This window comes from Cryobacterium sp. PH31-AA6 (assembly GCF_030063195.1).
Lineage (GTDB): Bacteria > Actinomycetota > Actinomycetes > Actinomycetales > Microbacteriaceae > Cryobacterium.
Map to the genome: position 1 here is coordinate 35,943 of NZ_JASISS010000003.1, position 20,956 is coordinate 56,898.

Sequence of the window (20,956 nt, forward strand, 5' to 3'; positions counted from 1 at the left end):
CCGAGCGTCACGGCCGCAGTCGCAGTCCCCGTCACCATTCATTGAAGGAGCAAGCCATGAGCAGCATCACCCCCATCGACCTCACCCAGCGTCTCGCCGGCAAGGTCGCCGTCGTCACCGGCGGCGCCAGCGGCATCGGTCTGGCCACCGCTCGGCGATTCGCCGCGGAGGGTGCCACCGTGGTGATCGGCGATCTCGACGAGACGGCGGGGCTCGAGGCCGCCGACCTCGTCGACGGCCTGTTCGTGCGAGTTGACGTGACCAACGAGGACGAGGTCAACGCACTCTTCGACACCGCCTACCTCACCTACGGGTCCGTCGACGTGGCCTTCAACAATGCCGGGATCTCCCCGCCAGACGACGACTCGATCGAGACGACCGAGCTGCCGGCCTGGCAGAAGGTGCAGGACGTCAACCTCAAGTCGGTCTATCTCTGCTGCCGGGCCGCGCTGCGCCACATGGTGAAGCAGGGCAGCGGTTCGATCATCAACACGGCGTCGTTCGTGGCCGTGCTCGGGTCAGCGACCAGCCAGATCTCCTACACCGCGTCGAAGGGCGGGGTGCTCGCGATGAGCCGCGAACTCGGCGTGCAATTCGCCCGCCAGGGGATCCGGGTGAACGCACTCTGCCCTGGACCGGTGAACACCCCGCTGCTGCAGGAGCTGTTCGCGAAGGACCCGGAGCGGGCCGCCCGGCGCCTCGTGCACATCCCGGTCGGGCGGTTCGCGGAGCCGGAGGAGCTTGCGGCTGCCGTCGCGTTCCTCGCGAGCGACGACTCATCGTTCATCACCGGCTCCACCTTCCTGGTCGACGGCGGCATCAGCTCGGCCTATGTGACTCCGGTCTAGGCCGGAACGTGGTGGACTGGAACCCCGGCGACCGGGGAACCGGTACGGCAACCCAGTAAGACAGCAGGGACAAGACATGATCGACGATCAGCCAGGCCTGAACAGCGGGCTGCTGCTGCGCCCCGTGCACAGCGGCAACGCGTTCGAGGAGACCGTGCAACGGCTGCTGCAGACCGTGCGGCTGGGCCTGATCGCGCCGGGTGAGCGCCTGCCGGCCGAGCGGGAACTCTCCACCATGCTGGCGGTGAGCCGGGACACCCTCCGGGACGCGATCGCTTCCCTCGCCGAGGCCGGCTACCTCGTCTCCCGGCGGGGCCGCTATGGCGGCACCTTCGTCAACGATGCGCTGCCGCTGCAAACGCCGGGGGTGGACGCCGGCGGCGAGCTGGTCGTGCGACGCAACATCGGCACCGCGGAGATCGACGACGCACTGGCGCTGAGGGAGATCCTCGAGGTCGGTGCCGCCAGGCACGCGGCCGACCGCGCCCTGTCGCCCGGAGAACGCGAGGTGCTCTGGAGAAGTCTCAGCGACTCGATCGGAGCGACCGGGGAGGACTATCGCCGGCTGGACTCCCGGCTGCACCTGACCATCGGCGAGCTGTCAGGGTCGCCGTCGCTGGTGCCGTTGTTGGCCGAGGTACGGATGCGGGTGAACGAGTTGCTGGACCACATCCCGTCGCTCGGACCGAACATCGCCCACTCGGATATCCAGCACGAGCAAATCGTGACCGCCATCCTGACCGGCCGGGCGGACGCGGCAGCGCAGGCGATGACCGAGCACCTGGCCGGGACGGCCCTGCTCCTGCGCGGCTTCCTGGAGTGACCCGGTGGCCGGCCGCCGAACTGCCGGCCGGGGCCAGCACCTAGAAGATGAAGGCGAACGGCAGCAGCGCGAGTCCGAACCCGAGGGCGACGAGCACGACGATGACCGCGCCGGCGAGCATCACAGCGTTGAGAACGATGCCCCACAGTGCCATGGTGCGCGCCTGCGGTTCCCGGCCCAGAGCGAGGATTCCGGTGATCAGGCCTGCGAGCGGGGCGAGGAACGTCCAGCCGGCCAGGATCGAGACCAGGCCGAGCACGAGGCTCGACACGGCCAGCGGACTGTTGGGCGTTGTCGACTCCGCGCCGGACGAATCCGGCTGGGGGGTGGATACCGGCGCCTGGTCTGGGGCGATGGTTGACATGGGGTGAGACTCCTTCTGCTGGGGAGAGCCGCGCCTGCGACTCTCCCTTCACCCTACGGTCGCCCCGGAACGCCCGACATGGGGTTAGCCCCCGAACCGTCTCGGGGGTTCCCGGCGATCAGCCGAGCAGCGCCTGGATCGGGCCGCGCACGAAGTAGATCAGGAAGCCGGCGGCCACGACCCAGAGCAACGGGCTGATTTCCTTGCCCTTGCCGGAGAACGAGCGCACCAGCACCCAGCTCACGAAGCCCGCGCCGATGCCGTTGGCGATCGAGTAGGTCAGCGGCATCACGATGATCGTGAGGAACACCGGGAGCACGATCGAGAACTCGGCGAAGTCGATGAAGCGAATCTGCGACACCATCATCGCGCCGACGATCACGAGGGCGGCCGCGGCCACCTCGAGCGGAACGATCTGGGTGAGCGGCGTGAAGAACATCGCGGCCAGGAAGAGCAGACCGGTGACCACGTTCGCCAGGCCGGTGCGGGCTCCCTCGCCGATGCCGGCCCCCGATTCGATGAACACGGTGTTCGACGAGCCGGATGTCGCCCCGCCGACGACGGCGCCGACGCCCTCGACGATCAGCGCGGACTTGAGCCGGGGGAAGTTACCCTTCTCATCGGCGAGCCCTGCCTCGTTGGCGAGCCCGGTCATGGTGCCCATCGCGTCGAAGAAGTTCGTGAAGACGAGGGTGAAGACGAGCATCATCGCGGCGAGTACGCCGATCCGGTCGAAGGCGCCGAAGCTGACCTGGCCGATCAGGCTGAGGTCGGGCAGGGCGACGACGGTGGTCGGCACGACGGGCGCGTTGAGGTTCCAGCCGTCGGGGTTCTGGCCGAGGGACGGTCCCACCTTGAAGATCGCCTCGAGGATGACGGCGATGATCGTGGTGCCGACGATGCCGATCAGCAGCGCGGCCTTGACCTTGCGGGCGACCAGGATGCCGAGGATGATCAGGCCGATCACGAAGACGGTCGTCGGCAGGCTGACGATGGAGCCCTCGTCGCCGAGCTGCACGGGCGGGGACGCCGTTCCGCTGGCTCGCACGAAGCCGGAATCGACCAGGCCGATGAACGCGATGAACAGGCCGATGCCCACGGTGATCGCGATCTTGAGCTGGCGCGGGACCGCGTTGAAGATCAGTTCCCGCATCCCGGTGGAGGCGAGCAACACGATGATGAGCCCGTTGATCAGCACGAGGCCCATCGCCTCAGGCCAGGTGACCTGGCCGACGACGCTGACCGCGAGGAACGAGTTGATGCCGAGGCCGGCGGCGAAACCGAACGGCAGCCGGGCGACAACGCCGAACAGGATCGTCATGACCCCGGCGGTGAGGGCCGTGACGGCCGCGACCTGCGCGTTGGGCAGCCAGCCGCCGACGACGTCGACCGACGCCTGATCGGCGCTGAAGCCGCCGAGGATGAGCGGGTTCAGGATGACGATGTACGCCATCGTCACGAAGGTGACGAGTCCGCCGCGGACCTCCCGGCCCATGGTGGAACCGCGTCCCGTGATCTCGAAGTAGCGGTCCAACCTGGCCTTCACGCCCGGCTGGGGGGTGGGCTCGGTTGATGTGTGGGTCTCTGTTGCAGAAATGGTGTGCTCCTGGTGTCCGACTCAGCGTATTTTCAGTTCCCTAGTTTACGGCCTTCGGGAGCACGCGCCTGACGTGCCCGGAGCGGGATCAGACGTGGGGAACGAACTTGCCCCAGGCGACCCTGCGGTCGCCGAGCGGGTCCGACTCGACCCGGTCGACGGCGTCAATGATGAGCGTGCGGCGGTGGGCCTCCTCGTACGGCGGCCAGGCCGCATCCGGTTCCCCGGTCGTGGCGAAGGCGAGCCACCAGCACTGCATCCTCGCCCCGATGGCCGCGAATTCCCGGCGGCCGCCGAGCACGGTCATCGAACGGCCGAACCAGCCGTCGAGCCGGTCGAACAGCGGGAAGAGTTCGAGACCGTGGGTGGCGTCCAGGCCGAGCAGGCGCACCAGGCGGGGCGCGGCGTCGAAGCGGTAGAAGTGCACCGGAGCGTATCGGGAATGCCGTTCCCCGACCTTGACGCTGGGGTACCAGAAGGAGAAGTCACCGCCGAAGTCGAGCGCCGGCCGCAGCGCCGGGATGCCCGGATACTGGGCCTTGAGCCGGCGGCGGGCCTTCTTCTTGGTGTTGACGAAGATCGCGCTGATCCGCTTCGGTGTGGTCGCGAGGATGTCGATCCGGCCGCTGAACAGCGACCCCTCCCGCGCGTTCGTGCCGATGATCAGCGGAATCCGGTGGGCCCGACCGTCGCGGAACGCGTCGAGCGGCCGCTCGGGCAGGAACTCCCCGTCGATCACCGGCGAGAGCGGGATGGTTCCGGGGTATCGGTCGGGAGCGCGGAGGGTGAGGGTGGTGGTCGCGGCGGCGAGCACGTCGGGGGTGACACCGCGGAGCAGGTCCGCCGGGTCGACATCGGTCCGGCCGGTGGCGCGGCGGAGGATGTCGACGAAGTCGCGGGCCCACTCCTGCGCCTGCCCAGGCAGGTAGACGGCGTTCGGCGGGGCGCTCTGCGCGATTGCACGCTGGAACAGCCCGGCGGCACTCGGCACGGTCATCAGGGTCGTCACGGCGTTGCCGCCGGCCGACTCGCCGAACAGGGTGACCCTGGCCGGATCGCCGCCGAAGTGACGGATGTTGTCTCGCACCCACCGCAGGGCGGCGACCTGGTCGCGCAGGCCGAGATTGCTCTCGAACGAGTGCTCACCGCTGCCGTATCGACTGAAGTCGAGGTAGCCCAGCGCACCCAGGCGGTAGTTGAGGCTGACGTAGAGCACCCCACCGCGGCGCACGAGCCCCTCCCCCTGCCGGGGCACCTCCCGGGAGGAACCGACGCTGTACGCGCCGCCGTGGATGAACACCATCACCGGGCGGAGCGAGTCGGGGTCGACGGGGGCGTCCGGTGCGATCACGTTGAGATTGAGGCAGTCCTCGCCCTGCGGAATCTTCGGGTGCGCCCCGATGAATTGGCCCCGGTGGCTTTGCGGCGCAACCGGCCCCCACTGCCGCGCGTCGCGTACGCCTGGCCAGGCCTCGGCCGGGCGGGGCGCCCGAAAACGGAGGGGGCCGACCGGCGCGGCCGCGTAGGGGATCCCTCGCCACGCTCGCACACCACGCTCCCGGATTCCCCGCAGCGTGCCGGTCGGAATGGTCACGTCGAGGGTGTCTTCACGGGTCGCCTGCACGGGTCGGGTCACGGTCCGATCCTAATTCTTCACTACGATCGCAGAAGACGTAGACAGAAACGAGATAGACATGGCACTGCCCTGGACCCTGCACGGCGACGGTAAAACGGTCGGACCGCGGGACGTTGTCGCCCCGGGCGAACGCCTGAACTGGCCGCTGACCATCGGGATCGGAGCCCAGCACGTCGTCGCGATGTTCGGGGCCACCTTCCTCGTGCCGCTGCTGACCGGCTTCCCGCCGAGCACGACCCTCCTCTTCTCCGGCATCGGCACCCTGCTGTTCCTCGTCATCACGCGGAACAAGCTGCCCAGCTACCTCGGTTCCTCGTTCGCGTTCATCGCGCCGATCACCGCGGCCACGGCCACGGCCGGGATGGGCAGCGCCCTGTTCGGTATCGTCGTCGTCGGCTTCCTGCTCGCCGTGGTCGGCCTGGTCGTGCAGCTCACCGGCACCGGCTGGATCGACGTGCTGATGCCGCCGGTCGTGTCCGGCGCGATCGTGGCCCTGATCGGCTTCAACCTGGCCCCGGTCGCGAAGAGCAATTTCTCCGCAGCGCCGCTGACCGCGATCATCACGCTCGCGGCCGTCATCCTCTCGACCGTGATGTTCCGGGGCATCCTCGGCCGGCTTTCGATCTTCATCGGCGTCGTCATCGGGTACCTGTCCGCGGTCGCGTTCGGCGAGGTCGACTTCAGCAAGGTCGCCGCAGCGCCGTGGCTCGGCCTGCCCCAGTTCACCGGCCCCACCAACCCGTTTGAGAACCCGGCCGTCTTCGGCCTGCTTCCCGCGTTCCTCCCCGTCGTGCTGGTGCTGGTGGCCGAGAACGTGGGCCACATCAAGGGTGTCGCCCAGATGACGGATGCGAAGGTGAACCGGTACACCGGCCGCGCCCTGATGGCCGACGGCCTGGCCACCATGCTCGCCGGCTTCAGCGGCGGGTCAGGCACGACCACCTACGGCGAGAACATCGGCGTGATGGCCGCGACCCGGATCTACTCCACCGCCGCCTACTGGGTGGCCGGCATCGTCGCCATCATGCTCGGTCTCTCCCCGAAGATCGGCGCCGTGATCAACACGATCCCGGCCGGCGTTCTCGGCGGGGTGACCACCGCGCTCTACGGGCTGATCGGCATCATCGGCGTGAAGATCTGGCTCGACAACAAGGTCGACTTCAGCCGCCCGGTCAACCAGTTCACCGCCGCGACGGCGCTGATCATCGGCATCGCCGATTACACGTTCACCGTCGGCACGCTCAGCTTCAACGGCATCGCGCTCGGCACGATCGCCGCGATCGTGATCTTCCACCTGATGAGCTGGGTCGGTCGGCTGCGCCGCACGGACCGGTAGCGGCGCAGCTGCCCCCCGTGGTCGAGCCGGTCGAGACCCGGCCGCGCCACCACATCCCCCACCGATCGCCGAACTGAGAGTTGTGCCCACTTTTCCCCCCGGAAAGCGGGCATAACTCTCAGTTCGGCGAGGGTTGCGGCGCGGGAGTGAGGGCGCTGGGCGACCTAGCGGTGCAGCGCCGGAACGATCAGGTAGACGCCGTAGAGCACGGCGCCGACGCAGAGCACGAAGCAGGTGTACGCACCGACCAGGGCGAGGCGTTTCTGGCCGGCGGTCAGCGGGTTGGCCGAGGCGGTCTTGCGTGCCCGTTTGGCTTCCTTCGCCGCCCGCTTCGGGGTGAGCACGGTGATCGCGCCGGTGAAGGACTGCGGGTCGACGACGAGCGCGCGGCCGGCGCTCGTGAGGAGCCGAAGACCGAGGGAGTACAGGCTCACGACCACGACGGAGGCGAGGAGTGAGGCCACGGCGACCACGACGAATGCTGCCCAGTTGATCACAGCGCGACCTTCTTCCGGTCTCGGCGCGCGATCCGGCGCGGTGTCTTGCGAATTTTGACGACACGCCCGGCGTCATCGATGTCGTGCAGGTTGTCGTGCGAGATGCGGGTGCGCTTCGAGCGCTGGTACAGCATCGCGACCACGAGGGTTCCGAGGAGCAGGTCGATCACGATACCGATCGGCCCGAGCATGGCGAACCCGGCGGCGAACGCGCCCATGATGGCCGAGGCCGGCAGGGTGAGCACCCAGCCGAGCGCGATCTGGCCGGCCATGCCCCAGCGCACGGTGGCGCCGCGGCGGCCGAGGCCGGAGCCGATCACCGAACCGGAGGCAACCTGCGTGGTGGACAGGGCGAAGCCGAGGCTGCTGGAGGCGAGGATGGTCGCCGCGGTGCTGGTCTCCGCCGCGAAGCCCTGAGCCGGCTTCACGTCGGTCAGGCCGCGCCCCATGGTGTGGATGATTCGCCAGCCGCCGGTGTAGGTGCCGATCGCGATGGCGAGGGCGCAGGCGATGACCACCCAGAGCTGGGGACCGCTGCCGATGGATTGGGTGCCGCTGGCGATCAGGGTAAGCGTGATCACCCCCATCGTCTTTTGCGCGTCGTTGGTGCCGTGCGAGAGTGCCACGAGAGAGGAGGAGAAGATCTGGGCGTAGCGGAAGCCGCCGCGACCGTCCGCCCGGCCGGTGTCGCGCCGGGTGATGGAGTAGGCGAGTTTGGTGGCGATGAACGCGACCAGGCCGACGGTGAGCGGTGCGATCAGTGCGGGCAGGATCACCTTGGCCACAACGACGCTGTAGTCGACGGACTGGAAGCCGATTCCGATGATGGCCGCGCCGATCAGCCCGCCGAACAGGGCGTGGCTGGAGCTCGATGGCAGTCCGCGCAGCCAGGTGATCAGGTTCCAGACGATGGCCCCGATCAGGCCGGCGAAGATGATCTCCGGGGTGATCAGCACCCCGCCGTCGCCCTCGCGGATGATGCCGCCTGACACCGTCCTGGCCACCTCGGTGGACAGGAACGCGCCGACCAGGTTGAGCACCGCGGCCAGGCCGACGGCGACCTTGGGCCGCATGGCGCCCGTCGCGATCGGGGTTGCCATCGCGTTTGCGGTGTCGTGAAACCCGTTGGTGAAGTCGAAAATAAGGGCGAGTGCGATGACCAGCACAACGATCAGGGTGAAATCCACCGGCATCTCTCTTGACTGTCTTGGAGTTGGAGTGCCGAATCCGTTCGCTTCCCCCCGGAGGCCGTGCGATCAAGCTTTCTCACTGATCCTGACAGCCCGACGCAGGCAGGTCAATTCAGCTCCGCGAGACCACCGTTGCGAGATCTTCTCCGAAGGTGAAAGTGGCCCTCACCGGGAGTCCAGCGAGCACGCCCGGCAGCCAGTGCCTGGCGTCGTCCCACATCTCGTCCACGGGAAGCGAGGCCACCTCGAACCACTCCGGGTCGAGCTCGTCAGACCCGCGCGGAACACCCGTCCATGCCACGCACACGAACACGGTCGACTCCTGGCTCCAGGCCTCCCGGTGCGGGAACAGATAGGTCAGCACGCCGCGCTGCGAGAGGTCGGCCTCCACGACGGACAGACCGGACTCCTCCTCGATTTCGCGCACCGCCGCCTGCGCCGGAGTCTCTCCCGGTTCGAGCTTGCCGCCCAGGCCGACGATGTTCCCGAGCCCCAGGCCCTTCTTCTTGCGACCGAGCAGCACCTGGAGCGCCCCGTCCGGGCTCCGTCGAATGAGGTAGCAGACACACACCTGGGGAAGGGCCATTGCCCCATGGTATCGGCGGGAGCCGACGGTCCCGGTCGGGGCTGCGCGGGGTCCGCCACGGTCTTGTTAGGATGCACGGATGAACTTCGTGCCTGCATCCGGAACCATCACCATGTTCACGACGACCTGGTGCGGCTACTGCTCGCGCCTGAAGTCCCAGCTCGATCGGGTCGGGATCGGCTACACGGAGGTGAACGTCGAAGAGGTCGACGGCACCTCGGAGCTCGTGATGAGCCTCAACGGCGGCAACCGTACCGTGCCGACCGTGTTGTTCCCGGACGGGTCAGCGGCGACGAACCCGTCGCTCGCCCAGGTGCAGGCCAAACTCGCCTGACCGGTTCCGCGACACCCCCACCCGACAGCCGTTGCCGTCGGCGGGTCGATTGGGCGAGGCCGCGCAAGAATGGGAGGCATGTCGTCCGTCCGCGGCGACCGAAGTGGAGCCCCGCATGACTGAATCCGAGCTCGTCAACCTGTGGATCAAGACCCGCTGGCACGTTATCGTGTCCCAGGTCGCCCCCACCCTCCTGCTCACGGCACTGGTGGGCTTCCTGGCCCTGGGCCTGGCCACGGCAGACCTGAGCGTGCGAGTCGCTGCCGCCGGCGTGCTGCTGGCCTCCGGCATCCTCGGTGCGCTGGTTCAGATCAACGCCGCCAATGAAGCCCTGGCGGTCATCGCCGATCTCCGGGACGCTGGTGGCACGTCAGCCGTCACCCGGCGCATCCTGTCAGCGGCACCCTGGGTGAACGTGGTGCGGTTCGTGACGCCGGCCGTGTTCGTCGTCGTCTACGTTGCCCTGCTGGTCGCCCTGTTCTCCGGCTGAGGGGCCGCAATCCGGCCTTCCCGACGTTCGGGAAGACCGGGCAACGGCCCCTCAGCGACTACCTGACCGGTTTAGCCGAAGAGAACGGCCGCCTCGTCGTACCGCGCCTGCGGCACGGTCTTCAGACCGATCGTCGCGTCGGCGATGCTGACAATCTCGATGTCGGTGCCGCGGAGCGAGACCATCGATCCCCACTGGCCGGCGTAGACGGCGTCGACGGCCGCCATTCCGAGGCGGGTGGCGAGTACGCGGTCGTAGGCCGACGGGGCCCCGCCGCGCTGGGTGTGGCCGAGCACGGTCGCGCGGGTTTCGATGCCCGTGCGTTCCTCGATCATCGGAGCGATCATTTCGCTGATTCCGCCGAGGCGGGGGCGGTTGAACGCGTCGAGGCCCTTGGTGGAGAGAGCCTCGTCCATTTCGGCAAGCTTGAAACCCTCGGATACGACGAGCACGGGGGCCCGGCCGCGGTCGCGGACGTGCAGCACCCACTCGCAGATCTGTTCAATGGTCTGCGGCTGCTCCGGAATAAGGATGGCGTGGGCTCCGCCGGCCATGCCCGCGTGCAGGGCGATCCAGCCGACGTGACGGCCCATGACCTCGACGATCATGCAACGCCCGTGGGAATCGGCGGTGGTGCGAAGGCGGTCGATGGCCTCGGTGGCGATTTCGACGGCCGTGTTGAAACCGAACGAATAGTCGGTGGCCTCGAGGTCGTTGTCGATCGTCTTGGGCACGCCGACAATCTTGATTCCGGCATCCGTCAGGCGCCGCGCGGCGGTGAGGGTGCCCTCGCCGCCGATCGCGATGATGGCGTCGATACCCTCAGCGTCCATGGTCTTCTGGATGTTAACGGGGCCGCCTCGCTCGCCCTCGAACGGGTTGGTACGTGAGCTCCCGAGGATCGTGCCGCCCTGGCGGGAAAGTCCGCGCACGCTGTGCCGGTCCAGGGTCATGAAGTCGCCTTCTACCAGACCTTTCCAGCCGTTTCGAATACCGACGAACTCGGCATCGAGAACTCGAACGCCTTTAAGGACGGAGCCGCGAATAACAGCGTTCAGTCCTGGGCAGTCTCCACCGCTCGTGAGGATACCAATTTTCATTTGTGACAGCTCCTTCATGCACTATTAACCATGTCGGCGCCTTCAGCGCCTCCTAATGATGGTCCCGGAATGGGCCCGTATTCAAATCAACGCCGGTGAGGGGCGCTCCTACAGCTCCCCGTCCAGTGCCTGGGTGAGCAGATAGATCAATGCGCTGGCCTGGACGGAGTCGGCGGACGAGATCTCGTCCTCCACCCCGTCGAGTGCGCGGGCCGCGAGGCCCTGCTTGCTGCCGATCAATTCGGCGATGCGCGCGTCAATGGTGTGTGCCGCGATGATCCGCCAGGCGGTCACGGGCTCGTCCTGGCCGATCCGGTGCACCCGGTCGATCGCCTGGGTTTGTTCGGCGGCGGTCCAGCTGAGTTCGGCGAGCACGACGTTGGAGGCCGCCTGCAGGTTCACGCCGACGCCGGCCGCGGACAGGGAACAGACCACGACGGCCACGCCGGGGTCGTTGTTGAACGCGTCGATCGCGGCCTGGCGGGCCAGGGCGGTCTGGTCGCCGCGCAGCGAAACCGAACGCATCCCGCGCTTGGCGAAGATCTCTTCCGCGGCATCCATCACGTCGATGTGCTTGGCGAAGAAGACGACCTTGCCGACCGAGTGGGCCAGCTGCACGGTGTAGTCCGCGGCGAGCCCGGCCTTGGCCTGGCCGATCTTGCGCACCATGGTGAAGACGTTCTCCCCCGTGGTCTGCCCCTTCGATTCCTCGAGTTCGGCGTGCGCGACCGCGCGAATGAACGCCGCGCGCTGCTCATCGGAGAGCACGGGCTTCTTCTCGTCGGGGTGCCTGGCCGCAACGAGGCCGTTGAAGCGGGTGACCAGGCGGGCGGCGAGTTCGCGTTCCGCCTGACGGATGGAGCGGCCCAGGTCGTCGTCGAGTTCGACCGGGAGGTCGGCGATGCGTTTGGCGGGCAGGTCGGCGGCGACGTCGATCTTGCGGCGGCGCACGATGCCCATGTCGATCACGGCGGCGCGAGCCTCGGCGTAGAATCCGGGATCGGCGGGGGTCAGCCCGGTCGCCTCGAGACGCTCCATCAGCTTCGGTGTCGGCTTGTCGCCGTCGATCCAGCCGAGGAACTGCCAGATCGCGCGGAAATCGTCGACGTCGTTGATCAGGGGCGTACCGGTGAGGGCCATCAGCAGCGGGTTGCCGCCCGGGGTGCGGCGGCGGATCTGCTCGGCCAGTGCCAGCACGTGCTTGGACCGCTGCGACTGCAGGTTCTTGATGAAGTGGGCTTCGTCGACGACCATGCCCTTGAAACCGAGCGTGCCGAGCCAGGTGCGGTGCCGGTCGAGCACGTCGTAGTTGACGATCACGACATCGGCGAACGCGTCGAGGGTCTGGCCGTCGCCGTGGATGACGGTGGCGCGGCGGTGCGGCGTCCACATCTCCACTTCGCGTACCCAGTTCATCTTGACAACGTTGGGCACGATCGCCAGCAGCGGGTAGGCGCCGGCGACGGATGCCGCAAGCAGGCTCTGCGCGGTCTTGCCGAGTCCCGGCTCATCGGCGAGCAGGTAGCTGCGGTGGCCGAGGCGGGCGTTCTCCACGAACCGGGCCTGGTGGCGCATCAGTTCCATGCCGGGAGGCGAGAGCCGGTCGACCCGTGGTGCCTCCGGCAGGTCCATGCTGGCGGCCTGGCCACCGGATCCGTACTCGAAGGACTTGAACAGCGGGCCGATGAGGTCCCAGTTCGCGAGCCGGCGGGCTGAGGCGACGGGACGGGCCTGGGCCGCACTGAAGTCGGGGGCGAGGAACGGGTTCGCCAGTTGTCTGGCCTTCACCGACTGCGGCACGACCTGGTTCTCCGCGACCTCCGGTTTGGCCTCCGGCTCGCGGGTGATGATGAGTTCGTCGGGGCTGAGCTCCGCCCCGGATTCGAGCAGCCAGTCCCGGCGGAACCGCTGGGCGACGGTGGAGACGCCCGCGTCGGGTTCGAGCAGGGTGATCAGGCTGGTGTCCCGGGCGGCCGTCTTCGCGAGGATCTGGGCGATGCCGTCGAGGCGCTTGAGCAGCTCGGCCCGGTTCGCGTCGGTGAGTTCCTTGTCGGCCTTGACCCTGGCGCGCTCCTCGCGCATGAGCAGGGCGATGACCTGGTACTTGGTGCGGTTGGTCGGGCCGAGCTTGCCGCCGGTCTGCGCCTTCGCCTCCACCTCGCGCACCTTGCGGGCGAGGATGGGGATGATCGGCGCGTCGTCGTCGCGGGATCGTGGCCGCTGCCTGGCGCGACCTCCGGCCGCGGCACGGTTGTTCGAACCTGCGGCCTGGTGGCGGGTGTATGCCATTCTTCTCCAACTTCACAGCAGCACGGCAGACGGAGCCGTGCTCGTCGTGTTGCGGCATCCACGGATGCCGTTGCGATCGATACGCCGAACCCTGAATCGAACACCGCGTCAACCATATTTGTGCTGCTCACATTTTGCGTGGAGCGGCACGGCCGAGACGGTAACCGGGCTTTCAAGGCGCTGATTCAGTCTACGCCAGCACCACCGGCCCGCTGCACCGGCACCTTGGTGAGTACGCCGACGAGAATGAAGACCAGTGCGGCGGCGAATTGGGCGGACACCCAGCCCTGCCCGTGCAGGTCGATCACGAAGACGGGGTTCCAGAGCACCGCGATCGGACCGAGCAGGAGCAGCCACCACCAGGACCGCGCCTGCCAGGCGAAGACGCAGACGATCAGGGCGAGGATGCTCACCGCGTAGCGGATGACGATGTAACCGGGCGATTCGAGCAGCGCGAGGCCGCCGAGCAGCGCCATGGCGCCGAGCAGGCCCGGCGCGAGCGCTGACCTGCTGAAGGTGGGTGCGACCGGAGTGCCCATCAGACTCCCCCTCCGCCGCCGCCGCCGCCGCCCCCGCCGACGGAGCCGCCGCCCCCGCCACCGGAACTGGTGGAACTCGACGCCGTTCCCGACCAGGCGGCCGAGGTGCTGCTGGCGAACGAGCTGATCCCGGCCGCGAAGAAGCCGGCGTTGAAGGCGGTACTCCCGTAGTACCAGTCCGGCTGGGTGCCGCTGCGCGCGTAATAGTCGCCCAGCACGCTGGACCACTCCTTCTCCTGGCCGAACAACACGGCGAACGGCAGCAGGCGCTCGTAGATTTTCAGCACCTGGAGCGGACGATTGGGGTCGGCCGTTCCGGCGGACGAGCCGGAGCCGTCCAGCCCGGCTTCCGCGAGCACCGCCGCAGGGTCAGGCCGATACGGCGACCGGAGGGCGCCGGCCGGGCTCTGCAGCATTCGAAGACGGTCGGTTTCGGCCACTCCGATGTACAGTTTCACGCCCTTGAGGTAGTCGCGGAGCTCGGAACCGGACGCGGTCAGCGGTCGCACGCTCCCGGCCAGGACCATCGTGCCGACCGCGCACAGAATGCCCAGCACGAGGATCAGCACCGGCCAGACTCCGCCGATCTCGCTGGCGAGTCCGATGATGCTCGCGACGACCGCGACCACGACGCTGGCGCCGGCGGCGAACAGCAGCCAACGGCGGGTCGAGCCGCCCTTCTTCTCTCGCAAACCGTCGTCGAGCATCCGCTTCGGATTGCCTCGTTGTTCGGCAACCAGCGCGGTTGTCAGCCGGGTGTCCTTCGCCTTCAGATCCCGCACCGTGCCGGGGGCGAGCCCGGGGAAGAGCTTGGCGAGCACGGAGCGTTCGGTGCGGTCGAGTCCCCCGGAGTGCCGCAGCTCGAGCAGGTAGTGGTTCTTACCTTCGCCCTCGAGCACTCGCACATTGCCCCGAACGGCGAAGGAGAGGAACAGCGCCGTCATGGCCTTGGCGGATGCCGCGGCCACGTCGCCGGCCTGGAGCAGGTTGACGCCCTTCGGCGGCAGGTACTCGGCGATGATGGCGGGGCGCCCCGGCGCGTTGCGCCAGCGGGTGACCCGCTGGACGGCCGCCATGATCGACACGGCCAGGCCGATCAGCGCCGCGCCGAGGCCGATGCTCGGGAAGGGGTTCGCCGTGAATGAGGAGTCCCGGGGGACGAAGGTGCCTGGCTCGAATCCGACCACCATGGTCAGCCCCTGGTGCGGTTCGAGGGAGCCGGCCTCGGCGGTGACCTCGCTGCCGTCCACCGACGTCGTCAGGCCCGCGCAGGCCGACGATGAGTCGATGCCGCCCTGGTAGCAGTCGTTCTGACCGGTCAGGCTGGGAAGAAGTTCGGGCGCCACGGTCAGAGACGCGGTGACGTCGCCGAACGGCTGGTTCCAGCCCGTGCCGTTGACCTCCCAGTAGAACTCCTCACCGATGGCATTGTCCGGGATGAGGGTGACGTCGATCTGGCGGTAGGTGATCACATAGGTCTGCGCCCCGTGCACGAAATCGTCGGCCGCGATGGTGACGGTGAGGAACTCCGGCCCGTCGTCACTGGTCCATTCGCTCTCGGAATCCCGTTTCGTGCCGTTCTCGTCGGTGACGCTGACCAGGGTGAGCCCGGTCGGGTGGCCGTCGTAGTGGGTCGGGATGGCGCGACGGATGCCGTGGTTCTGGTCGAAATCCGGGAATCGGGCGACGATCGTCTCGGTGGTGGTGAGGCTGGAGTGGCCATCGTCGGTGAGGCCGAGCCGGAACTCGGAGCGCCAGGAGTCGAAGGTGAAGTCGTCGGTGCCCGCGCGCAGGCTGCCGGGGGCAGACGCCTGCACCGACCCGACGGCCGTGGAGGGAGACGCCGACGCCGAGGCGGGCACTCCGAGCAGAGCGAACGCGCCGAGCGAAACCGCGAGTGCCAGCGAACCGGACAGGAGAAGGCGAACCAGTCGACGCATGATCCAACTCTACTCAGGGCTTGAGAACCCACCGCCTCGTACCCCTCTGGGGTATTCACGTTTGCGGTCCCCTCGGGGCGCGCCTGACCGCCCCGCACCGCCTCCGCACACCCCACCATCCCACCCCGCTGAGTCGCGGAAAAGACACCCTCAAGCCACCCACCAAGGTGCGTTTTCCGCAACCCAACGGTCTGAAGCCACGGGGAAACGCAGCAGGACGGCGCTCGACCTAGCGTTGCCCGGCGGGGACCTCCGGGCCGACCGGGCCAGCCGGGTTGACGGGCTTCGCATCGGCAGTCGACGAGGCACCGGTCGACGTCCGCTCATCTTCCGCGGTTGCCGCTGCTGCTTCGGTGATCCGGTTGGCCATGCCGTTGAAGATGACGCCGTGGAACGGCAGGATCGAGAACCAGTAGAGCCGCCCGCCCAGGCCGCGGGGGAAGAACACGGCGCGCTGGCGGTAGACCGAGCCGCCGTCCGGCGCCGGTGCGGCGGTCATTTCGAGCCACGCCCGCCCGGGGACGCGCATCTCGGCCCGGAGGCGCAGGAACCGACCGCTATCGATCCGTTCGACCCGCCAGAAGTCGAGCACGTCACCGGTGTGCAAATGCTGCGGATCGCGACGCCCGCGGCGCAGGCCGACCCCGCCGACGATCTTGTCCATCCAGCCGCGCACCGCCCAGGCCAGGGGGAACGAATACCAGCCGTTGTCGCCGCCGATGCCCTCGATCACGCGCCACAGGTCGGCCGGTTTCGCGGCGGTGTGCTTCTCCTTCAGATCGGTGTAGACGAGGTGCCCGGCCCAGTCCGGGTCGCTGGGCAGCGGGTTGCTCGACGCCCCCTCGATGGACGCGTTGCGCCAGCTCGTCTCGACGTCACCGTCGCGCATCCGTCCCAGGGCAAGCCGCACGGCCCGCCGATAACCGGTGAGACCGCCGGGCGGCCTCGGGATGTACGTGTCGATGTCCCGTTCGTGCACGACGCAGTCGTTCTGCAGGGAGGCGATGATCGGCACGGCGAGGCTGCGCGGGATCGGGGTGACCAGATTGACCCACTGGGAGGCAAGCCACGGCGTGAACACCGGCAGCGACGCGATGGGGCGCTGGTGCAGACCGGCCTCGAGCGCGTAGCCGTTCATCATCTGGCCGTAACGAAGCACGTCGGGCCCGCCAATATCGAACGTGCGGTTGACTTCGGCGGGGAGGCCGGCCGCTTCCACGAGGTAGTAGAGCACGTCGCGCACCGCGATCGGCTGGATGCGATTGCGCACCCACTTCGGCGCGGGCATGTAGGGGAGCACCTCGGTCAGGTGCCGGATCATCTCGAACGAGGTAGACCCGGATCCGATCACGACCCCGGCCTGGAGCGCCGCCGTCGGCACCCCGGAGGCGAGGAGGATCCTGCCCACCTCGGCCCGGGATCGCAGGTGCTGGGACAGTTCGGCGGCCTCTGGGTGCAGTCCGCCCAGGTAGACGATCCGGGAGACCCCGGCCTCCGCGGCGGCATCCGCGACGTTCTGCGCGGCCACCCGCTCGGTGCGCTCGAAGTCGCCGCGGGTGCCCATCGAGTGCACGAGGTAGTACACGACGTCGATCCCGACCAGCGCGGACCGCACAGCGGCCGCGTCCCCCAGGTCCCCCTGCACGACCGTGATCCGGTGCATCCAGGGCACATCCTTGAGCTTTTGCGGTGACCGCACGAGCGCCGTCACCTCGTCGCCCGAATCCAGCAACAGCGGAATGAGTCGGCCACCGATGTACCCGGTGGCCCCGGTCACGAGAACTTTTCTGCCCGTCATGCAACCAGCCTAGGCGGGAAAACTGGGTTGGAGCCGAGGATGTCGCGCCCGCCCGGCCGTCGCCCCTGTGGATGACTCGTGCGGGCGGACACCGTCTCCGGCATCATCGCCGCATGACACTTCGACTCAACCCTCGTTACCCGCTCGTCTGGCGCACACCAGACACCATCCAGGTCGGCATCGACCACCCCCTCGTCGTCATCCCCGACGTGAACCCCGGCCTCGAACACGTCATCGCCGCCCTCATCGGCGGGGTACCACGCTCGGGCGCGCTGATGCTCGGCCGGCGAGCAGGGGCATCCGGCGCCACCACCGAGGCGCTGTTGGAGGCCCTCCGACCCGCCCTCATCGTCACCGCGGAACCACCGCGCCGGTCGGCGCTCCCCGACCCCGTTGCCGCCGTGACGCCGCCCCCTCCCGTGCCCGTGGTCTGCGTCGACGGGGACGGCCAGACCGCGCTGAGGATCGGGACGCTGCTTCTCGACCTGGGGCTGCGGGTCGCGGCCGGTCCTGACCCGGACGAGCCGGCCCTGGCGGTCATCGTCGGTCACTACGCCCTCGAACCGTCCCGGCACGGCCGTTGGCTGCGCCGGGACGTGCCGCACCTGCCGGTCGTCTTCAGCGACGCGGAGGTGCGCATCGGTCCGCTGGTCGAACCGGGTTCCGGCCCGTGCCTGTACTGCCTCGAGCTGACCCGTCTCGACGCCGACCCGGCCTGGACGGCGATCGCCTGCCAGCTGCTCACCCGCGTCGCCGCCACGGAAACCCGCCGGATGAGCATTGACGTCGCCGCCAGGGTCGCCGGTCTCGTGCAGGACCGGGTCGACTCAGGCAGGTCGAGCCTGGCCGGCACGACCCTGGTGATCGACGCGGCCTCAGGTATGATCAGGCGCCGCGGGCACCGGCCGCACGAGCGGTGCGGATGCCGATCTCTGCCAGGAACCGGGACTGCTCCCGCGGTGACCGCTGCTGCGCTCCCACCGACGACCAGCTCAACCCGAGCCGACGCCGTGCCCGGGTGATGCCGACGTAGAGCAGCCTCCGCTCCTCGTCGATCTGGTCGAAGCTGCCGGCGTAGCTGATCGGCACCAGCCCCTCGGACAGCCCGATCAGGAACACGGCGTCCCATTCGAGCCCTTTCGCCGAGTGCAGGGTGGCGAGGGTCACGGCCGACACCGTCGGCTCGTGCTGGCCGGCCTGGCGTTCCATCAGCTCGTCGGTGAACTGGCGGAAGGTGGTCTCCGGGCCGGCCTGGTCGACGAGGCCCATGATCGCGTTGAGCGACTCCCAGCGGTCGCGTACCGCGCCGGGGGCATCGGGGGCCGTCTGGCTCCAGCCGAGGGAACGCAGCACGTCGCTGACCGATTTGAACAGGGGTTCGCCGACGATCGAGACGGATGCCGCGCGCAGCTGCATCACCGCCTGCTTGACCTCGGCCAGGTCGAAGAACCGCTTCGATCCGCGGATCTGGTAGTTCACGCCGATGTCGCCGAGCGCGGTCTCCAGCATCGCCGCCTGCACGTTCATCCGGTAGAGCACGGCGATGTTCTCGGGGCGGGTGCCGGCTTCGATCAGGTCGAGGATGCTCTGGGCCACTCCCCTGGCCTCGGCCATGTCGTTGGCGTATTCGCGCACGGTCGGCACGACGCCCTCCTCGCTGGCGTGGGCGCGGAGGGTGAGGGCACCTGCCCGGCCGCGCATCAACTGGTTCGCGGCGGCGACGATCGAGCCGCTCGACCGGTAGTTCTGTTCCAGCCGCACGACGGTCGCGTCCTCCCACCGCTTCGGGAAGTTGAGCAGGTAGTCGCTGCGGGCCCCGGCGAAGGAGTAGATGGTCTGGCTGGCGTCGCCGACGACGCAGAGGTCGCGGCGTTCGCCGAGCCAGAGCGTGAGCAGGTCGTGTTGCAACGGCGAGACGTCCTGGTATTCGTCCACGACGAAGAACCGGTACTGCTCCCGCACCTGCAGGGCGACCGACGGTTCCGCCTCGATCATGCCGGCCATGGCCAGCAGCACGTCCTCGAAGTCGATCTGCTTGCGCTCGTCCTTGAGTCGCTCGTAGCTCTCCTGCATCGACATGACCTGGTCGACGTCGAGGCGGCCGGGCAGGCTGCGCGCCGCGATGCCGGCGCCGTAGGCTTCGATGCTCAGTCCGCTGGTCTTGCGCCACTCGATCTCGGCCGCCAGGTCGCGCAGGGTGGCCGTGTCCAGTTTCAGTTTCAGGGTTTCGGCGGCGTGGCCGAGGAGGCGACCCTTGCCGTCGAGGATGCGCGGTGCCTGACCGCCCACGACGTGAGGCCAGAAGTAGTTCAGCTGGGACAGGGCGGCGGAGTGGAAGGTGCGCGCGGCGACCCCGCCGGCGCCGAGCTGGCGCAGTCGGCCGCGTAGCTCCGCGGCGGCGCGCGCCGTGAAGGTGAGCGCCATCACCCGGCCCGGCGCGTAGGCGCCGGTCAGCACGCCGTAGGCGATCCGGTGGGTGATCGCTCGGGTCTTCCCGGTTCCCGCTCCCGCGAGCATGCAGACCGGACCGACGAGGGACTCGGCCGCGACCCGCTGCTGTTCGTCGAGGCCGGCCAGCAGTTCCTCGCCGGTCACCGCCATCCGTGCACCAGGTCCGGTCCGAAGTCGATCGGTTCGCCGAGCCACTCCTCGATGATCGCGCGGGCGATCGATGAGCGGCCGGGCAGGATGATGCTCTCGCCGGACGCGCGGAGCTCATCGCGGCTGAACCAGCGCAGGTCGAGGATTTCCTGGCCGTCGGGCCGCAACCCGGTCGGCGCCTGGTCGTCGGCGAGCCTGGCCGTGAAACCGAACATGATCGAGGCCGGGAACGGCCACGGCTGCGAACCGAGGTAGACCGGGTCGGTGACCCGAAGCCCGGATTCCTCGAACATCTCCCGGATCACGGCCGCCTCGAGTGATTCGCCCGGCTCGACGAAACCGGCGAGCAGGGAGTAGCGGTTGCCTTCCCAGAGCGCGTTGGAACCGAGCAGGATGCGGTCGTCGGCGTCGGTGATCAGCACGATCACGGCCGGGTCGGTGCGCGGAAAGACCTGGCTGCCGTCAACGGGGCAGAGCCGGCTCCACCCGGCCGACTCGACCGTGGTCGGGGCGCCGCAGCGCGGGCAGTGCGTGTGCGAGAGGTGCCAGTTGGCGAGGCCGAGCGCCTCGGTGAACAGACCGGCGTCCCGGTCGGACAGGGTGGTGGCCAGAGTGCGCAACGAGATCCAGGCCTCGGGGTCGGGTTCGAGGGCGTGCGCCGCCTCGTCGCCGAGGACCGCGGCCACCAACCGGGTGCCCACCGCTTCGTCCGCGTCCTCGGCCAGGGACCGGCCGAGATAGACCGAAACGTCGGCCTCGGGCACGGCGCGGGGTTCGAGCAGCAGGAGCCGGGGCGGGCCGGGATCCGGTGCCAGCAGCACCGAACCGCGCCAGAGCACGAGCACCCGCGTGCCGGCATCCGCCCCCAGCTCGTCGAAAAGGCCGGGGCGCGACCTGGTTTCATGATCGCGGTCGACCGCGTGACGGGACAGCGGCAACCGGGCCGTGAAAGAGAACGACATGCTGACCCTTCGGTCTCTGGCGTGAC

At 68.7% G+C, this 20,956-nt stretch carries 18 protein-coding genes and 1 pseudogene; 6 read left to right on the plus strand and 13 right to left on the minus strand.

The genetic code is table 11. The features are described 5' to 3' along the window. Positions 1-56: 56 nt before the first annotated feature. Together QMG61_RS03560 and QMG61_RS03565 are read left to right on the plus strand one after the other, a co-directional pair. On the plus strand, positions 57-848 hold the full coding sequence (locus QMG61_RS03560) for a 3-oxoacyl-ACP reductase (protein WP_283492965.1): 792 nt from the start codon (positions 57-59) through the stop codon (positions 846-848). A 76-nt stretch (positions 849-924) separates the two neighbouring features. Further along, positions 925-1,671 carry a FadR/GntR family transcriptional regulator gene (locus QMG61_RS03565; RefSeq protein WP_283492966.1) on the plus strand — a complete coding sequence of 249 codons (747 nt, stop codon included), beginning with the start codon at positions 925-927 and terminating at the stop codon, positions 1,669-1,671. Positions 1,672-1,711: 40 nt separating this feature from the next. On the opposite strand, the gene QMG61_RS03570 is transcribed toward QMG61_RS03565, so the two are convergent. The 3 genes from QMG61_RS03570 to QMG61_RS03580 form a co-directional block, all read right to left on the minus strand. Beyond that, positions 1,712-2,035 (minus strand): hypothetical protein, encoded by a 324-nt coding sequence (locus QMG61_RS03570; protein ID WP_283492967.1) that lies wholly within the window; start codon positions 2,033-2,035, stop codon positions 1,712-1,714. A gap of 118 nt (positions 2,036-2,153) precedes the next feature. Beyond that, on the minus strand, positions 2,154-3,530 hold the full coding sequence (locus tag QMG61_RS03575) for an NCS2 family permease (protein WP_502847003.1): 1,377 nt from the start codon (positions 3,528-3,530) through the stop codon (positions 2,154-2,156). Positions 3,531-3,720: 190 nt separating this feature from the next. After that, positions 3,721-5,268 (minus strand): carboxylesterase/lipase family protein, encoded by a 1,548-nt coding sequence (locus tag QMG61_RS03580; RefSeq protein ID WP_283492969.1) that lies wholly within the window; start codon positions 5,266-5,268, stop codon positions 3,721-3,723. A 58-nt stretch (positions 5,269-5,326) separates the two neighbouring features. Between QMG61_RS03580 and QMG61_RS03585 the strand changes: the two genes are divergently transcribed. Further along, positions 5,327-6,604 (plus strand): uracil-xanthine permease family protein, encoded by a 1,278-nt coding sequence (locus QMG61_RS03585; RefSeq protein ID WP_283492970.1) that lies wholly within the window; start codon positions 5,327-5,329, stop codon positions 6,602-6,604. 164 nt (positions 6,605-6,768) lie between these two features. On the opposite strand, the gene QMG61_RS03590 is transcribed toward QMG61_RS03585, so the two are convergent. The 3 genes from QMG61_RS03590 to QMG61_RS03600 form a co-directional block, all read right to left on the minus strand. Beyond that, complete coding sequence (locus tag QMG61_RS03590; protein WP_283492971.1) at positions 6,769-7,101, minus strand: peptidase; 333 nt, start codon at positions 7,099-7,101, stop codon at positions 6,769-6,771. Beyond that, complete coding sequence (locus QMG61_RS03595) at positions 7,098-8,288, minus strand: inorganic phosphate transporter (RefSeq protein ID WP_283493163.1); 1,191 nt, start codon at positions 8,286-8,288, stop codon at positions 7,098-7,100. Before QMG61_RS03595 ends, QMG61_RS03590 begins: the two co-directional genes overlap by 4 nt. A 115-nt stretch (positions 8,289-8,403) precedes the next feature. Next, entirely contained in the window at positions 8,404-8,877 is a 474-nt protein-coding gene (locus tag QMG61_RS03600; protein ID WP_283492972.1) for an 8-oxo-dGTP diphosphatase, read from the minus strand. Between the two features lie 79 nt (positions 8,878-8,956). On the opposite strand from QMG61_RS03600, the gene QMG61_RS03605 reads away from it, so the two are divergent. Together QMG61_RS03605 and QMG61_RS03610 are read left to right on the plus strand one after the other, a co-directional pair. Continuing rightward, on the plus strand, positions 8,957-9,211 hold the full coding sequence (locus QMG61_RS03605; protein WP_134510281.1) for a mycoredoxin: 255 nt from the start codon (positions 8,957-8,959) through the stop codon (positions 9,209-9,211). 115 nt (positions 9,212-9,326) lie between these two features. Then, positions 9,327-9,701, plus strand: coding sequence for a hypothetical protein (locus tag QMG61_RS03610; protein ID WP_283492973.1), 375 nt, complete (start codon positions 9,327-9,329; stop codon positions 9,699-9,701). Between the two features lie 71 nt (positions 9,702-9,772). Here the strand turns inward: QMG61_RS03610 and QMG61_RS03615 are convergent, their stop codons facing one another. The 5 genes from QMG61_RS03615 to QMG61_RS03635 all read right to left on the minus strand — a co-directional run bounded on the left by QMG61_RS03615 (position 9,773) and on the right by QMG61_RS03635 (position 17,367). Continuing rightward, entirely contained in the window at positions 9,773-10,801 is a 1,029-nt protein-coding gene (locus QMG61_RS03615) for a 6-phosphofructokinase (protein ID WP_283492974.1), read from the minus strand. A gap of 108 nt (positions 10,802-10,909) precedes the next feature. Further along, on the minus strand, positions 10,910-13,090 hold the full coding sequence (locus QMG61_RS03620) for a DEAD/DEAH box helicase (RefSeq protein ID WP_283492975.1): 2,181 nt from the start codon (positions 13,088-13,090) through the stop codon (positions 10,910-10,912). Positions 13,091-13,275: 185 nt separating this feature from the next. Further along, positions 13,276-13,629, minus strand: coding sequence for a DUF6804 family protein (locus tag QMG61_RS03625; RefSeq protein WP_283492976.1), 354 nt, complete (start codon positions 13,627-13,629; stop codon positions 13,276-13,278). Further along, positions 13,629-15,569 (minus strand): DUF2207 family protein, encoded by a 1,941-nt coding sequence (locus tag QMG61_RS03630; protein WP_283492977.1) that lies wholly within the window; start codon positions 15,567-15,569, stop codon positions 13,629-13,631. The genes QMG61_RS03625 and QMG61_RS03630 overlap by 1 nt, the downstream gene beginning before the upstream one ends. Before the next feature lie 229 nt (positions 15,570-15,798). Continuing rightward, the gene (locus QMG61_RS03635) at positions 15,799-17,367 is read right to left on the minus strand and encodes an SDR family oxidoreductase (protein ID WP_283492978.1); all 1,569 of its coding nucleotides are present in this window, start codon (positions 17,365-17,367) and stop codon (positions 15,799-15,801) included. Between the two features lie 275 nt (positions 17,368-17,642). Here QMG61_RS03635 and QMG61_RS03640 point away from each other — a divergent pair. Further along, a pseudogene (locus tag QMG61_RS03640) lies at positions 17,643-18,299 on the plus strand (TOMM precursor leader peptide-binding protein); the annotation flags it as partial. On the opposite strand, the gene QMG61_RS03645 reads toward QMG61_RS03640, so the two are convergent. After that, the gene (locus QMG61_RS03645) at positions 18,253-19,968 is read right to left on the minus strand and encodes an ATP-dependent helicase (protein WP_283492979.1); all 1,716 of its coding nucleotides are present in this window, start codon (positions 19,966-19,968) and stop codon (positions 18,253-18,255) included. The pseudogene QMG61_RS03640 and the gene QMG61_RS03645 overlap by 47 nt on opposite strands. Continuing rightward, a complete protein-coding gene (gene nudC / locus QMG61_RS03650; RefSeq protein WP_283492980.1) occupies positions 19,959-20,930 on the minus strand; it encodes an NAD(+) diphosphatase in 972 nt (323 codons plus the stop codon). Before nudC ends, QMG61_RS03645 begins: the two co-directional genes overlap by 10 nt. Positions 20,931-20,956: the final 26 nt, after the last annotated feature.

Bases quoted from the DNA above. Each gene is read 5' to 3' on its own strand.
- QMG61_RS03560 (WP_283492965.1), top strand. From the start codon at position 57: ATGAGCAGCATCACCCCCATCGACCTCACCCAGCGTCTCGCCGGCAAG.
- QMG61_RS03565 (WP_283492966.1), top strand. From the start codon at position 925: ATGATCGACGATCAGCCAGGCCTGAACAGCGGGCTGCTGCTGCGCCCC.
- QMG61_RS03570 (WP_283492967.1), bottom strand. From the start codon at position 2,035: ATGTCAACCATCGCCCCAGACCAGGCGCCGGTATCCACCCCCCAGCCG.
- QMG61_RS03575 (WP_502847003.1), bottom strand. From the start codon at position 3,530: ATGGGCCGGGAGGTCCGCGGCGGACTCGTCACCTTCGTGACGATGGCG.
- QMG61_RS03585 (WP_283492970.1), top strand. From the start codon at position 5,327: ATGGCACTGCCCTGGACCCTGCACGGCGACGGTAAAACGGTCGGACCG.
- QMG61_RS03600 (WP_283492972.1), bottom strand. From the start codon at position 8,877: ATGGCCCTTCCCCAGGTGTGTGTCTGCTACCTCATTCGACGGAGCCCG.
- QMG61_RS03605 (WP_134510281.1), top strand. From the start codon at position 8,957: ATGAACTTCGTGCCTGCATCCGGAACCATCACCATGTTCACGACGACC.
- QMG61_RS03610 (WP_283492973.1), top strand. From the start codon at position 9,327: ATGACTGAATCCGAGCTCGTCAACCTGTGGATCAAGACCCGCTGGCAC.
- QMG61_RS03615 (WP_283492974.1), bottom strand. From the start codon at position 10,801: ATGAAAATTGGTATCCTCACGAGCGGTGGAGACTGCCCAGGACTGAAC.
- QMG61_RS03620 (WP_283492975.1), bottom strand. From the start codon at position 13,090: ATGGCATACACCCGCCACCAGGCCGCAGGTTCGAACAACCGTGCCGCG.
- QMG61_RS03625 (WP_283492976.1), bottom strand. From the start codon at position 13,629: ATGGGCACTCCGGTCGCACCCACCTTCAGCAGGTCAGCGCTCGCGCCG.
- QMG61_RS03630 (WP_283492977.1), bottom strand. From the start codon at position 15,569: ATGCGTCGACTGGTTCGCCTTCTCCTGTCCGGTTCGCTGGCACTCGCG.
- QMG61_RS03635 (WP_283492978.1), bottom strand. From the start codon at position 17,367: ATGACGGGCAGAAAAGTTCTCGTGACCGGGGCCACCGGGTACATCGGT.
- QMG61_RS03645 (WP_283492979.1), bottom strand. From the start codon at position 19,968: ATGGCGGTGACCGGCGAGGAACTGCTGGCCGGCCTCGACGAACAGCAG.
- nudC (WP_283492980.1), bottom strand. From the start codon at position 20,930: ATGTCGTTCTCTTTCACGGCCCGGTTGCCGCTGTCCCGTCACGCGGTC.